Annotated in this window: 9 protein-coding genes; all 9 read left to right on the top strand. The window is 35.8% G+C overall.

Annotation, left to right across the window (positions count from 1 at the left end; all coding sequences use genetic code 11):
• Positions 1–46: 46 nt before the first annotated feature.
• Positions 47–1,453 carry a glycoside hydrolase family 140 protein gene (locus tag SOM12_RS13645; protein ID WP_320493817.1) on the top strand — a complete coding sequence of 469 codons (1,407 nt, stop codon included), beginning with the start codon at positions 47–49 and terminating at the stop codon, positions 1,451–1,453.
• A 325-nt stretch (positions 1,454–1,778) separates the two neighbouring features.
• Positions 1,779–3,347, top strand: a complete 1,569-nt coding sequence (locus SOM12_RS13650) for a glycoside hydrolase family 28 protein (RefSeq protein ID WP_320493818.1) — start codon at positions 1,779–1,781, stop codon at positions 3,345–3,347.
• Between the two features lie 61 nt (positions 3,348–3,408).
• Positions 3,409–4,326, top strand: a complete 918-nt coding sequence (locus SOM12_RS13655) for a glycoside hydrolase family 43 protein (protein WP_320493819.1) — start codon at positions 3,409–3,411, stop codon at positions 4,324–4,326.
• A gap of 142 nt (positions 4,327–4,468) precedes the next feature.
• On the top strand, positions 4,469–6,334 hold the full coding sequence (locus SOM12_RS13660) for a six-hairpin glycosidase (RefSeq protein ID WP_320493820.1): 1,866 nt from the start codon (positions 4,469–4,471) through the stop codon (positions 6,332–6,334).
• A gap of 86 nt (positions 6,335–6,420) precedes the next feature.
• The gene (locus SOM12_RS13665) at positions 6,421–9,201 is read left to right on the top strand and encodes a glycoside hydrolase family 78 protein (RefSeq protein ID WP_320493821.1); all 2,781 of its coding nucleotides are present in this window, start codon (positions 6,421–6,423) and stop codon (positions 9,199–9,201) included.
• Positions 9,202–9,399: 198 nt separating this feature from the next.
• Positions 9,400–10,818 carry an acetylxylan esterase gene (locus tag SOM12_RS13670; RefSeq protein WP_320493822.1) on the top strand — a complete coding sequence of 473 codons (1,419 nt, stop codon included), beginning with the start codon at positions 9,400–9,402 and terminating at the stop codon, positions 10,816–10,818.
• 235 nt (positions 10,819–11,053) lie between these two features.
• The gene (locus SOM12_RS13675; protein WP_320493823.1) at positions 11,054–13,504 is read left to right on the top strand and encodes a glycoside hydrolase family 95 protein; all 2,451 of its coding nucleotides are present in this window, start codon (positions 11,054–11,056) and stop codon (positions 13,502–13,504) included.
• A 102-nt stretch (positions 13,505–13,606) separates the two neighbouring features.
• Positions 13,607–15,175 (top strand): MGH1-like glycoside hydrolase domain-containing protein, encoded by a 1,569-nt coding sequence (locus tag SOM12_RS13680; protein ID WP_320493824.1) that lies wholly within the window; start codon positions 13,607–13,609, stop codon positions 15,173–15,175.
• A 73-nt stretch (positions 15,176–15,248) separates the two neighbouring features.
• Complete coding sequence (locus tag SOM12_RS13685) at positions 15,249–16,337, top strand: hypothetical protein (protein WP_320493825.1); 1,089 nt, start codon at positions 15,249–15,251, stop codon at positions 16,335–16,337.
• Positions 16,338–16,465 lie beyond the last annotated feature (128 nt).

Below are 16,465 nucleotides of genomic sequence, written 5' to 3' on the forward strand. Positions count from 1 at the left end.
TCGTGGCAAACAAACCTAAAAAACATAAATTCAAAAACAAACCAAAATGAATCTGAAAATTAAATCTTTATACGCTCTTTGTATAAGCTTTATGTTAACAGCACAAAGCGGATTTTCGCAATCTGCAAAAACAAAAGCATCTCTGCCTGAAATCAAAGTATCTAAAAATCAGCATTATTTTGTTACCGAAAACGAAAAACCCTTTTTCTGGCTGGGCGATACAGGCTGGCTTGCATTCGGGAAACTAGACAGAGCAGGAGTAGAGAAATATTTCAAAGATCGAAAAGACAAAGGATTCAATGTCGTTCAGGTAATGGTTTTACACAATATAAATGCCGTTAATGTGTATGGTGACGCCGCTTTAATTAACGAAGACGTTTCAAAACCCCTAATTACAGCAGGAAATGATTTCAAAGATGCAAAGCAATACGATTATTGGGATCATGTAGATTACACTTTAGATGTGGCTCAGAAAAACGGAATTTACTTAGCAATGGTTCCAGTTTGGGGAACCAACGTTTCAAAAGGAAATAAAGTAAGCAAAGAGCAGGCAATTGAATATGCTAAGTTCTTAGCTAACCGATATAAAAACAGAACCAACGTAATTTGGTTAAACGGTGGAGACACACACGGAAATGAATTTCAGGATATCTGGAATGCCATCGGAAATACTTTAAAAACCAACAATCCAAACCAGTTAGTGACTTTCCACCCATTTGGAAGAACCGATTCTTCAGAGAATTTCCATAACGAAAAATGGTTAGATTTCAATATGTTCCAATCAGGACACAGAAGATACGATCAGGATTCAATCAAAACGAATTTCAAAGAAGACAATTACAAATTTGTCCTAAGAGATTTCGAATTAAAACCGACAAAACCAACACTTGACGGAGAACCATCGTACGAAGGAATTCCACACGGTTTGCACGATACTCTACAGCCAAAATGGACAGCAAGCGATGTACGTCGTTACGGATATTGGTCAGTACTTTCAGGCGGTGCAGGTTACACATACGGACATAACGCTGTAATGCAAATGTTCAGAAAAGGAGATAAACCAGCGTACGGAAACAAAGAATTATGGACATCAGCCATCAATGCTCCTGGAGCAAAACAAATGATTTATATTAAGAAATTAATGGAAGAAGTACCATTTTTAGAAGGAGTTCCAGATATTTCATTAGTGGTTAACCAAGGAGAAAAATACGATTATATTCCGGCTATAAGAGGAGAAAAATACGCTTTATTATACACTTATAACGGAAGAATAATAGAAGTAAAACTAGGAAAAATTACTGGAGATAAATTCGAAGCAACTTGGTACAATCCAAGAAATGGTAAGAAAACCAAAATCGGAACATTTGATAATAAAGGAACTCAAAATTTTCAGCCAGAAGGTAAAAAAGAAGATGGTAATGATTGGGTTTTGATTTTGAAATCTACTAAGTGATTAGTGAAAAGTAAAAAGTAATTAGTGAAATGCAATTCGTGAATAATCACGGGTTATCCACAATCTTGTCATTTCGACGAAGGAGAAATCTTCGCAAGAAACTCTACAAAGTTGCTCAACCATGCGGAGCTACTAACGAGGATTTCTCCTTACGTCGAAATGACAAAAAATGAGAATATAATACTCTCGCAGATTTGCTTCGCCTGTTCGCTGTCGCTCGGCTTACAGATCAAGCAGATAAAAATCTTTTTAATCTGTTAAATCAGGGGCAAAAAAAAAATCTGCACAATCTGCCAAATCTGCGAGAGAAAAAAACAACACAACTATGAAAAACATATTAATAATACTCTGCTTCATAACTGGATTAAACACCGCTTTCGCTAACGACGGCTGGTTAAACATCTTAAAAGAAGGAGGAAACAACAAAGGAATAAAATGCACACAAGCCATTCAGAATGCAATTGAAAAAGCATCTAAAAATGGTGGAGGAACGATCTTTTTTCCTGCTGGAGAATATTTAACAGGAGCTCTAACATTAAGAAGCAATATTACAATTCACTTAGATTCAGGAGCACTTTTAAAGTTTTCAGAGAACTTCGATGATTTCCTTCCTTATGTAGAAATGCGTTACGAAGGAATCGTAATGAAAAGTTTCCAGCCTTTATTTTACGCAAAAGATGTTCAAAATATCACCATTACAGGAAGAGGCGTAATAGACGGACAAGGAAAAGCTTGGTGGAATGAAGTGTATCGAATTGAAACTGCTAAAGAACCACTTCCTCCAACCAAATATCAAACCATGTGGGAAGAGCAAAATAAAGGCCTTTACACAGAACCATATTACAAAAGAACGGTTGATAAGAAATTCTTCAGACCTTCTTTTTTTCAGGCTTACAACTGCAAAAATATTTTGATCGAAGGCGTAACCTTTCAAAATTCACCTTTCTGGACGATTAATCCTGAATTCTGTGATAATGTAACCGTAACGGGAATTTCGATTTTTAATCCGCATTCACCAAATACAGACGGAATCAATCCTTCTTCTTGCACGAATGTTCATATTTCAAACTGTCACATCAGTGTTGGAGACGATTGTATCACGATCAAATCAGGAAGAGATGGCGACGGACGTAAATACGGAAAAGCAACAGAAAACGTAACCATTACAAACTGTACCATGTTAAGCGGTCACGGTGGAGTGGTTATTGGAAGTGAAATGTCGGGTGGAATCAAAAAGATCACGATTTCAAATTGTGTTTTTGATGGAACAGATCGTGGAATCCGTATCAAATCGGCTCGTGGAAGAGGCGGAGTTGTAGAAGATATTCGTGTCGATAATATCGTCATGAAAAATATCAAAGAAGAAGCAATAGTTTTGAGCCTTTTTTACGATAAGGGAACGCAAGTTGAACCTGTAACCGAGAAAACGCCGATTTTCAGAAACATTCACATGAGCAATATTACGGCTTCAAACGTAAACAAAGCGGGACAGATTCTGGGAATTACCGAAATGCCAATTCAAAACATCACTTTCTCCAACATCAATATGGATGGAAAAGAAGGTTTTACTGTGAGCACGGCAACAGATGTTGAATTTCACGATGTAAAAGTAAATGCAACCGTTGGTTCGTCTTTCAAAATATCAGATTCAAAAAACATCATTTTAGATAATGTTGGATCTTCAACACCAATAAAAGGCGTTCCGGTTATCAAATTAGATAATGTTTCGAATGCGTTGATCAACAATAATTTTCCATTCAATCCAACCGATATTTTTATCGAAGCGGATGGAAAAGACACTAAAAACATTTTCCTGAAAAATAATGTTTTAAATAACGTTACAACGAAAATCAAAAAAGGCGCTTCTTTAGATAAAAAAGCAATTACAGAATAAAAATCGGTGAGCCAACTTTGTCAAAGTTTCAAACTTTGACAAAGTTTAAACGGAACATAACATGAAAAAAATATTCATCATAGTAACCCTTTCACTTTTTGCAATTAGTTATTCGCAGAAAAAGAAAGAATTATATCTTTTTACCTCGTTTAGAGAACCCGCAACAGAAGGTTTGTATCTGGCGTACAGCGAAGACGGTTACAATTGGAAAGGTTTAGAAGGATCATTTTTAAAACCCGAAATCGGAGCCAGTAAAATTATGCGTGATCCGTCAATCACAAAAGGTGCAGACGGAACCTATCACATGGTTTGGACAACAGATTGGAAAGGTGGAAACGGTTTCGGTTACTCAAGCTCAAAAGACCTAATTCATTGGTCGAAACAACAATATATTCCAGTAATGAAAAACGAACCAGAAGTAGTAAATGTTTGGGCACCTGAGATTTTTTATGATGATGTCAGAAAAGAATACATAATTATCTGGGCATCAACAATTCCATTTAGATATCCAAAAGGAGTAGAAGAGGAGAAAAATAACCACAGAATGTATTACGTAACGACAAAAGATTTTAAAACTTTTTCGGATACAAAATTATATTACGATCCAGGTTTCAGCGTAATTGACTGTGTGATTGTCAAAAAAGGAAAAAAAGATTATGTTTTGGTTTTGAAAGACAATACAAGACCAATGCGAAACATAAAAATAGCTTTCGGGAAATCGCCTTTAGGTCCGTTTGAAAAGAGTTCTGAACCGTTGACAGAATATTTATCAGAAGGTCCGACAGTAGTGAAAGTTGGTAAAAACTGGTTGTTATATTATGACAATTATGGTTCAAAAAATTATAAAGCGTTAAGCACAACAGATTTTGTTCATTTTGAAGATGTATCCTCCAAAATAAGTCTTCCCGAAGGACACAAACACGGAACGATTACAACAATCTCTGCGGACGTTTTAAAGGGATTAATTGAAAAGAAATAATTAGAAAAATTTCACGCAGATTTAAAATGATTTAAGCAGATCAAGCAGATTTTTTAATCTGTATAAAATCAGAAAGATTAAAATTAAATCTGCGCAAATCAGCTAAAATCTGCCTAATCTGCGTGAAACAAAAAAATATAAAATGATTGCTTTCCAAAACATAAGAACCAACATCATTACAACAGCCACAATCCTTTTGGCTTGCACGGCTGTAAATGCACAGAACGACACAGTTCGTTATGTTGGCAAAACACTTTCAAACATCGATTACCATCACGGAATGTTAAGTCCAGCGGTTGGAGTTCACGCTACGCAAATCATGCGTGCAAGCCGTGAACATCCAGAAAAAGCGGATGGTTTTGGATGGACATACAACCACCAGCCGATGATGGCGTATTGGAACAGCACCTTTTATCTGCATTATTTGAGCGACCCATCTGGCGAACATATTCCGCCAAGTCAGACTTTATTAATGACTTCTAAAGACGGCGTAACGTGGACAAAACCAGAAGTGATTTTCCCGATTTACCGTATTCCTGACGGATGGAAAAAGGAAGGCGTTGAAGGCGTTGCCAAAAATCTGGATGCGATCATGCATCAAAGGATGGGCTTTTATACGTCAAAAGACAAACGACTTTTTGCTTTGGCATATTACGGAATCGCAATGGATGAAAAAGACGATCCAAACGACGGAAAAGGAATTGGACGTGTAATTCGTGAAATCAAGAAAGACGGAAGTTTTGGCGAAATTTATTTCATCAGATATAATAAAACTTGGGACAAATCGAAATCGAAATTTCCATTTTACACCGCATCAAAAGACAAGGGTTTGAAAAAAGCCTGCGAAGAAATTTTATCAGAACCTTTGGTTTTACAGCAATGGGTTGAAGAAGCCGATCGTGACGATGAATTGATTCCGTTACAGAAACCATACAAAGCATTTAGTTATTACCATTTGCCAAACGGAAATGTAGTGGGTTTATGGAAACATGCTTTAACTTCAATCAGTAGAGACGGAGGAAAATCTTGGGATTATATGCCATTACGTGCGCCAGGATTTGTAAACAGCAATGCTAAAATCTGGGGACAAAAAACTTCAGACAATCGTTATGCGACACTTTATAATCCGTCAGAATATCGCTGGCCATTGGCGATTTCGACAAGTGACGACGGATTGAATTATAAAGATCTATTATTGGTTCATGGCGAAGTAAGTCCAATGCGTTACGGTGGAAATTATAAATCAGCAGGTCCGCAATACGTTCGTGGAATCACAGAAAAGAATGGAACTCCGCCAGATGGAAAAATCTGGGTGGGTTACAGTATGAACAAAGAAGATATTTGGGTAGCATCGATTCCCGTTCCTGTTACTTCGGTGGTTACCGAAAATGTAAATGACGTTTTCAATACTCTTCCAGACGGACAAGAACTAAAACTATGGAATACCTATGATCTTTCTTGGGCATCAACAAAAATCGAAAAGAAAGCTGATGGTAAAAAATGGCTGACGTTAAGAGATCAGGATTATTTTGATTATTCACGTGCCGAAAGAGTAATACCATTTACAGCAAAATTGGAAGCCGTTTTCACATTAAAACCAGAACAAAACAATCATGGTTTATTGCAGGTCGAGTTCCAAAATAAACAAGGCTTGCCATCGGTAAGATTGATTTTTGATTCGGATGGAGAATTAAAGGTAAAAAATGGTGCGCGTTTGAGTTCGGTTACAAAATACGAAGCAAACAAAGCGTATACAATCACAGTTAAATTAGATGCTAAAAACCGTCAGTACACTATAAAAGTAAACGATGGAAAAGAATCAACAAAGATATTTTATGCGCCAACAGACGGTTTCGAGCGAATTATGTTCCGCACAGGAGAACAGAGACATTCGCCAGATCCAGACACAGCGCCAGACACAGATGATTACGACGATCTGCCTCAAACTGGAAAATTAATCCCTGAAGCAGTATTTAATATCGAGTCTCTGATAACTAAAAAGTTGTAGAAAAAGAATAACCGTAATCTTCTCATCCTTCCTTCGTCAGGATGACAAAAAATAAGAATAAGTATTCTGCATCCAAACAAATAATAATGAAGAATTTCAAAAACATATTATTAGGACTTAGCTTTTTAATCACATTCATTTCAAATGGACAAATTCTGCCTGTACGTTTAACAACAGAAATGGCCGAAAACCCATTAGCAGTTGTCGAGAATCAGCCGAAATTAAGCTGGCAATTGGTTTCAAAAGAATCCGATGCATCACAAGTCGCTTATTTAATTTTAGTAGCTTCCTCCGAAGAAAAACTAAATAATGATGATGGAGATATTTGGAATACGGGAAGAGTTAATACCGACAAAAACCTGCATATCGTTTATAATGGAAAACCATTAAAAAGCGAAACCAAATATTTCTGGAAAGTGAAAGTTTGGAATCAGTCAGGGAAAGTTTCAAAATGGAGTAGAACAGCTTCATTCAGAACCGCTCCATTAGAATCAGATTTAAATCCGACTTGGATTGGTGCTATTACAAAAGCCGATAGCCATTTGCCTGAAGGAAGAAACTACCACACAGCCACATTTAACAGAGAAAAAAAGAACTCGTTTATCAATGCTTCCGATTCTTTGTCAAGAAGAAGTATTATGTTGCGTAAACCTTTCGAAGTTGAAAAAGCAGTCAAAGAAGCTGTAGTTTACATTTCAGGTTTAGGACATTACGAATTGACGATCAACGGGAAAAAAGTGGGTAACAGCCAATTTGCACCTTTGTGGACAGATTATGATAAAACAGTTAATTACAATGTTTACGAATTAAGCGCCAAAGAATTTCAAAAAGGCGATAACGTAATTGGTGTTCTTTTAGGAAACGGAATGTACAATACGTTGGCCGAAAGATATACCAAATTCTTCGTGAGTTTTGGTCCGCCGACTTTATTCTTCAAAATGAAAATCAAGTATAATGACGGTTCAGAAGAAATTATAAAATCAGATAGAACTTGGAAATATAGCAAAAGTCCGATTACCTATAACAGTATTTTTGGTGGAGAAGATTACAATGCTAACTTAGAGCAAAAAGGTTGGAACAGAAAAGGATTCAAAGATAGAGATTGGAAAAAAGTCGTGATTCAGGAAGCGCCAAAAGGAGTTTTAAGACCACAGACAGCTCCGCCAGTTACCATTCAGAAACAATACGAAGTCAAAACCGTAAAAGAACTGAAACCAAATTTCTATGTTTTTGATATGGGACAGAATCTTTCAGGATTTCCAACTATCAAAGTAAAAGGTAAAAGAGGACAAACGATTCGTGTTTGGGTGGCTGAAGGTTTAAATGAAGAAGGAACAATCGCGCAGGGAAGATCTGGAAAACCTTATTATTATGATTACACTTTAAAAGAAGACGGAACAGAAGAATGGACGCCAAAATTCAGTTTCTACGGTTATCAATATGTTCAAATTGAAAACATTAATTATAAAGAAGATAAGAACAAAGATCTTCCAACATTGGTTGATTTAAAATCGAATTTTATTTACAATTCGGCAGGAGAAGCTGGAAGTTTTGCCTGTTCGAATGAGATTTTCAATAAAACACACGAATTGATAAATAATTCGATCAAAAGTAATTTTCAAAGCGTTTTTACCGATTGTCCGCAACGTGAAAAGTTAGGCTGGCTGGAAGAAATTCAGTTGAATGGTCCGGGGTTGATGTTCAATTATAATCTTCAGACTTTCCTTCCTGCAACGATGCAGAATATTTCTGATTCACAAAGAGACAATGGATTAATTCCGACAATCGTTCCAGAATATGTAATTTTTGGAGGTGATTTTACTGATTCTCCAGAATGGGGAGTTACAGGCGTAATTCTGCCTTGGATGTATTATGAATATTATGGCGACGCTTCATTATTAGAGAAATATTTTCCTGTAATGAAGAATTATGTGGATTATTTAGGAACGAAAGCAACAAACCATATCGTTTCCCACGGATTAGGAGATTGGTACGATTACGGAACACATCCAGCTGGATATTCTAAAAATAGTCCGATTGCACTTTCAGCGACTTCGCACTATTATTATGGAGCTTATTTAGTAGCAAAAGCATCAAAATTATTGGGTAAAACGGAAGATTTTGAGAAATACAATGCTTTGGCTTCAGAGATTAAAATAGCTTTCAACAAGGAGTTTTTTAATGAAGAAACCAAGCAATACGGAACAAAGAGTCAGTTTAGCAATGCCGTTCCTATATTTATGGATATCGTAGAACCACAGTATAAAGAAGCTGTAATGCAAAATCTATTAGCTGATATTAAAGAAAAGGGAGATCGTTTGACCACGGGAGATGTTGGAAATCGTTATTTATTCCAGACTTTGGCGAGAAACGGCGAAAACGAAACTATGTACAGAATGCACAATCATTATGATGCGCCGGGTTATGGTTTTCAGATTAAATTTGGTTTAACGACTTTAACCGAACAATGGGATCCAAGAAAAGGAAATTCGTGGAATCATTTTATGTTAGGGCAAATCGAAGAATGGTTTTATCAAAGTTTAGCTGGAATTATGTCAGATTCTGAAAAACCGGGTTTTAAACATTTCTTTATTCAGCCAGAAGTAGTTGGCGATATGACTTTTGCAAAAGCGGATTATCAATCGGTTTACGGAAAAATTGCTTCGTCTTGGGAAAAGAAAGACGGAAAATTTATTTTGACAGTTCAAATTCCAGTGAATACAACTGCGACAGTAAAATTGCCGGTTGCTAAAAATTCAGAAATAAAAATTGATAATAGAAGAGTTAGAGCAGGTTTTGATGAAAAAGTCCAAAAGCCAGTTTTGGAATTGGGATCTGGAATTTATACAATCGAATGCAAATTGTAAAATGTAAAAAGTAATTTGTAAAAATGTTTAAGCCTTTTTCCATAAAAAGAAAAATTAATTGCGTCCTGCTTTAGCTGGACGTTCAAAATAAGACAAGTCAATAGGCTTTACCCAAATAAATAATTTCGGTAAAGCCCATTTAAAAATGAATTTGTTTTCCTCCAGTTAAATCAGGAGGCAAATCAAAAAAATGTAATAATGAAAAATTTAAAATACATCTTAATAGTTTCCATTTTTGCTTTGACATTTGCGAATGCACAAAGCACTTCTGATACTAATTTTAGAAAGCCAGTATCGGAAACACTGAAAAAGATTGAAACTCTTTTTAAAGTAACAATCAATGATGATAGAGGTTTATTAAAAGGAAAAGAACTGGATTATGCCGACTGGAGAATTGAACCTGGAAATCTGCCTCTTTCGCTGACTAATATTCTAGCGCCGTTTGAATTGATGTATTTCAAACAACCCGATGGAACCTACATTATTCGTAAATATGAAAACCATAAAGTTTCAGTCGATAAAGGAAAAGAACGTTTGTTTTATTTAGAAAACCTTTATTCGACTAAAGAGGAATGGGAGAAACGCAAAACGGAGTTAAAAGCTTGTATGATTGAATCATTTGGTTTGGATAAGGCGCCCCCTACGCCAAAATCTAAACCACTTTTAACTCCAAAGAGAATTTATAAAGACTACAGTGTCGAAAATATTGCTTTGGAAATTCTGCCTGGAGTTTATGCAACAGGATCGATTTACAAACCGTATCCGCTAAATAAAAAAGCGGCTGTTATCTTAACACCAGATGGGCATTTTGGCGACGGAAGATACAGAAAAGACGAGCAGTACCGTTGTGCGATGATGGCCAAAATGGGAGCAATCGTTGTAGGGTATGATTTATTTGCTTGGGGAGAATCGTTACTACAATTCCCAGAAGAAACGCATAGAAACAGTATTGCATCTACAGTTCAGGTTTTAACTGGAATTCGTTTATTGGATTATTTGGCAACGGTAAAAAATGCTGATATGTCAAGAGTTGGTGTGACTGGAGGTTCTGGTGGGGGATCACACACGATGTTTTTAGCCGCAATTGATGACAGAGTAAAAGTTTCAGCTCCAGTTGTAATGGTTTCTTCTCATTTCTCAGGTGGTTGTCCATGCGAAAGTGGTCGTGGAATTCATCTTTGTGGAAACGGAACAAACAACGCCGAAATCTCAGCTATGATGGCTCCAAAACCACAATTGATTGTTTCTGACGGAAAAGACTGGACATTAGCTGTTCCGGAATTAGAATTTCCTTTTATCCAAAGAACATACGAATTGTACGGAAAGAAAGATTTAGTTGAAAATGCTCATTTTGCAAAAGAAGGTCATGATTTCGGAATTTCGAAACGTATGGCTTTGTATCCGTTTATGGCAAAATATTTAAATTTAGATTTGAATAAAGTGAAGAACGACAAAGGCGAAATCGACGAATCGACTTGTGTAATTGAACCAAAAGAAAAGTTGTTTGTCTTTGGAGATAAAGGAGAAAAACTGCCTGCAAATGCTTTGAAAGACATCAACAAATTATATGGAATGTTTGGAGAAAAAAATCTGAAAGTTTACGAGGTTAAGAAATAGCCACGAATTCACGAATTTTTTTTGCCACAGATTAAAATGATTAAAAGGATTTTTTTATCTCCTTAATCTGCTTAATCTGCGAGAGTAATTTTTTTTCACGCAGATTTAGCAGATCTGGCAGATTTTTAATCAATGGAAATCCTTTAATCTGTGGCAAAAAAAATAGAGAAATTGAAATAAAAATTAAAAAAGAAATTGGTGCAATTGGTGATTCGTGGCAAGAAAAAAATATACTATGAAGTTAAAAATTAAAATAACGGCAATCTGTTTTGGAATTTTTTCCTTTACAGCAACAGCTCAAAACGACCTAAAATTATGGTACGATAAACCAGCTGCAATCTGGAACGAAGCCTTGCCTTTGGGTAACGGACGTTTGGGCGCAATGGTTTTTGGTGATCCGGCAGTAGAACGTTTGCAGTTGAACGAAGAGACGATTTGGGCGGGTTCTCCAAACAGTAATGCACATTCTAAATCGATCGAGGCTTTGCCAAAAGTAAGACAGCTTATTTTTGATGAAAAATTTGACGAAGCGCAGGATTTGGCTACCAAAGATATTATGTCGCAAACCAACGACGGAATGCCGTATCAGACTTTTGGAAGCGTTTATATTTCATTCGCAGGACATCAAAAATATACAGATTATTATCGTGATTTAGACATCAGTAATGCGACAGCAAAAGTAAAATACAAAGTAAACGGCGTAGAATTTACAAGAGAAATTCTAACTGCATTTTCAGATCAGGTAATTGTAGTGAAACTCTCTGCAAGTCAGCCGGGACAGATTACTTGTAATGTTTTTATGAACAGTCCAATTGATAAGACAGTTGCATCCACAGAAGGAAACCAGATTGTACTTTCGGGAGTTGGAACTAACTTTGAAGGGGTAAAAGGAAAAGTAAAATTTCAAGGAAGACTTACTGCTAAAAATAAAGGCGGGGAAATCGATGCCAGCAACGGCGTTTTAAGCATCAACAAAGCCGATGAAGTGACTTTATACATTTCGATTGCAACCAATTTCAAAAACTATCAAGATATTTCAGGAGATGAAATTGCAAAAAGTAAAGACTATTTGGCTAAAGCGGAAACCAAAGATTTTGAAACCATAAAGAATGCGCATGTTGACTATTACCAAAAATTCTTCAACAGAGTTACTTTAGATTTAGGTTCGAATGAATTACTAAAGAAACCTACAAACGAAAGAATTAGAGATTTTTCGAAACAGTTTGATCCGCAATTGGCTTCGTTGTATTTCCAATTTGGACGTTATCTTTTAATTTCCAGTTCACAGCCAGGCGGACAGCCAGCAAATCTTCAAGGAATCTGGAACGATATGGTGACTCCGCCTTGGGATAGTAAATACACCACAAACATCAATGCCGAAATGAATTATTGGCCGGCACAAGTAACCAACTTACAGGAAATGCACGAACCATTTGTGCAAATGGCAAAAGAATTAAGTGTAACAGGAGCAGAAACAGCTAGAATGATGTACAATGCAAATGGTTGGGTTTTACATCACAACACCGATATTTGGCGTGTAACTGCTCCAGTAGATTCAGCTGCTTCGGGAATGTGGCCAACTGGTGGTGCTTGGGTTTGTCAGGATTTATGGGAAAGATATTTGTACACAGGAGATAAAAAATATTTAGCAGAAATTTATCCGATTATGAAAGGTGCAGCCGATTTCTTTTTGGATTTTATGGTTATCGATCCGAACACAAAATATTTAGTTGTTGTTCCGTCAAGTTCTCCTGAAAACACACACGCAGGCGGAACAGGGAAAGCGACAATTGCATCAGGAACGACAATGGACAATCAGCTGGTTTTTGATTTGTTTACACATGTTATCGAAGCTTCGGCTTTAGTTTCGCCAGATGCTGCTTATGCCAAAAAAGTGAGCGATGCTTTAGCTAAAATGCCTCCAATGAAAGTGGGTAAACACAATCAGTTACAGGAATGGCAGGACGATTGGGACAATCCGAAAGACAATCACAGACACGTTTCGCATTTGTACGGCTTGTATCCAAGCAATCAGATTTCGGCAATTAAAACGCCTGAATTATTTGAAGCAGCTAAACAATCGCTTATTTACAGAACAGACGAATCTACAGGCTGGTCAATGGGATGGAAAGTGAATCTATGGGCGAGATTATTAGACGGAAATCATGCTTATAAATTGATTCAGGATCAATTACATTTGGTAACAGCGGATCAAAGAAAAGGCGGCGGAACGTATCCGAATATGTTGGATGCGCATCAGCCGTTTCAAATTGATGGTAACTTTGGATGCACAGCCGGTTTTGCCGAAATGCTGATGCAGAGTCAGGAAGATGCAATTCATTTACTGCCTGCTTTACCAACTGTCTGGAAAGACGGAAGTATTAAAGGTCTAGTTGCAAGAGGCGGATTTGTAATCGATATGACGTGGAAAAACAATAAAGTTTCGGAGCTAAAAATCTATTCGAAAATAGGAGGGAATTGCCGATTGAAAGTTGAGAATACACTAAAAGGTTCTTCACTTAAAAAAGCAAAAGGAAAAAATCCAAATCCTTTGTTTTATGATGTAGAAGTGAAGAAACCTATTATTTCTAAAGAAGCAAAATTGTCTAAAGTACAGTTGCCAACTTACAATATTTACGATGTGAATATGAAAGCAGGGCAGACGTATACTTTTACAGGGAATTAAAAATATTTTAAAACCATATAAGTGATATAAGAAAATATAAAGGAAAACTTAATTGAACTTATATTGCTTATATGGTTTAACTTTAAAAAGACTGAATTTTAAATGTTGACAAATTTCAAACATAAAATAATAACACTTTCAATTGTAATCGCTTGTATAAACAGCGGTTGTAAATCTGGTGCAGTAGAATCCCAAAAAGGAAAATCGTTTATTTTAAAAGAAAAAAACTTCAAACATTATGTAGATTATTTCAACACGATGGAAGATGAGAATTTAAAATTTGCGATTCCGAATGATAGTGCTTGGGCTTGGATGGAAAAGAATATTCCGTTGTTTGAATGTCCACAGCAGAATTTTGAGGAAATCTATTATTTCCGTTGGTGGAGCGTTCGTAAACATATTAAAAATACACCACAAGGATTTGCGATTACAGAGTTTTTGGTAGATCGTTCGTATGCCGATAAATACAATATGATTAGTTGTGCTTTGGGGCATCATATCAACGAATTCAGATGGGTTCATGATCCGAAATACATTGAACAGGATGTGAAGCTTTGGTATCGAGGAAATGATGGGAAACCGATGAACAAATTGTATAAATTCAGCAGTTGGACAGCCGATGCTTTATATAATCGTTATTTGGTAAATAAAGATGAAAAATTCTTATTGAATTTGTACCCAGACATGGTTATGGATTATGCGGTTTGGGAAAAAGATCGTCAGCGTAAAGATGGTTTGTTTTGGCAGCATGATGTAAAAGATGGAATGGAAGAATCCTTAAGTGGTGGGCGTAAAGTACAAAATGCAAGACCAACGATTAACAGTTATATGTATGGCAACGCGTTAGCGATTTCTAAAATGGCTGAATTGAAAGGAGATAAGGAAGTGGAAGCAAAATTTAAAGCTAAAGCTGACATTTTGCAGCAATTAGTTGAAACGAAATTGTGGAATAAGAAAAGTGAGTTCTTTGAAACTTTAACAGAAAAAGATACTTTAGCACAAGTTAGAGAAGCGATCGGATTTATTCCGTGGTATTTTAATCTTCCTGAAAAAGGAAAAGGGTTTGAAAAGGCTTGGGAACAGATTAAAGATGAAAAAGGATTTTCGGCTCCATTTGGTTTGACAACGGCTGAAAGAAGAAGTCCAAGATTTAGAACGCATGGAACAGGAACCTGCGAATGGGATGGTGCGATTTGGCCATTTGCAAGTTCGCAGACGTTAACTGCTTTAGCGAATGTTTTGAATAATTACAATCAGAATTTTGTAGCCAAACCCGATTATTTCAAACAAATGTCATTGTATGTTCAATCGCAATATTACAGAGGGAAACCTTATCTTGGCGAGTATTTAGATGAGACAACAGGCTATTGGTTAATGGGTGACAGAGAAAGAAGCCGATATTATAATCATTCGACTTTCAATGATTTAGTGATTACAGGTTTGGTTGGTTTACGCCCAAGAACTGATGAGAAGATTGAAGTAAATCCGTTGATTCCGCAAGAGAAATGGGATTGGTTTTGTTTGGATAACGTTTTGTACCATGGCAATATTATTACGATTCTTTGGGATAAAACAGGAGAGAGATATAAAAAAGGAAAAGGTTTCAGAATCTTTAAAAACGGAAAAGAAATTGCAGTTTCTGAAAGATTGGAGCGTGTGATTTCAAACTAATTATAAATCCGACAGGTTTTTAAAAACTTATCGGTTTAATAGTCATGCAAGTTATTTTAGTTAAGAATAAAATTTGGAGAAAACAGTATTAAATTATTCAATCAAAGGTGGTGTATTTCATATTGTATGGAATATGGTATTTGTGGTTTTAGGTATTTACTTTTTATCACTCATAAATGTTGAAAAGATTACATTTAAATTTACCGATTTAGTATTACCAATTGTTGCTATTTTATTTATTATCGTTTATGGAAAAAAAGCGGTAATGACGCTCTTTAATTTTCATAAAAAAATAATATTCTCGCAAGAAGGATTAGAACTAAATGAGATTTTTTATGAATGGAAAGATATTGTATTTCCAAGAGTTATTGCCAAAACAGAACACACGGCAAAGTACAATTTGTCATATAAGGAGTTTTACCTCACTTTTATTTATAAGCAGAAAACAATCGAAATAAAAATAGATGATTACGATGTATCTGAATATGAAATTAAGGAACTTCTAAAAAAGTATACTCCAAAATTTACACCAAGCACTATGAGCGAAAATAAAACAGTTTACAAACCAATACATAATTTTGACCAGATCATAACTTTAGATGAGTATTATGATCTTGAACATGAGGATTCAGAAGAAGCAATAAAAGATATTCAGAAATTAGCTGTAAAAGATCTCGATGGATTAAAGCGTTTCTGTGAAAATCAACTTTTTACTCAGTCTGATAAAGTTAGTTTTGTTTATTATTCACTAAGTGAAGATGAAGAGATCGATAAATGGGCAGATTTTCTATCTAACGAGTTTAGCAGGGTATATCAAATAGCATTAAACCAAAATAAAATTAAAGAACTTTCGCCTGTTTTATTTGAGATTTTAGTTGAGGATATAAGTTCATATAATGCAGACAGAGTTAGGGAAACATTATTAAAAGGTTTGGATCATAAGAATGTAGAAACTCGTTTTAACGCTTTAGAATTTCTCACTGACTGGATTGATGAGCAGGTTTTGAAGAGTAATCCAACTATAGTATCGAAGTTGAGACAAAAGCTGAAAGATCCTGAATGGAAAATACGATGGGAAACAAGTAAATTATTAGAACAAAATAAAATTGCTTTTGAGAGTTTAAGCACATTGGATAAATTAAGAAGATTTATTAATCCTTAATTTTTTAAAAGTAGCTGGATCTAGTTTGTCATTTCGACGTAAGGAGAAATCTTCGCAAGAAACTCTACAATCAAAATCGACAATCTTTGTCGAGCTGCTAACGAAGATTTTTCCTTACGTCGAAATGA

It is taken from the genome of Flavobacterium sp. CFBP9031 (genome assembly GCF_034044945.1).
GTDB lineage: Bacteria > Bacteroidota > Bacteroidia > Flavobacteriales > Flavobacteriaceae > Flavobacterium.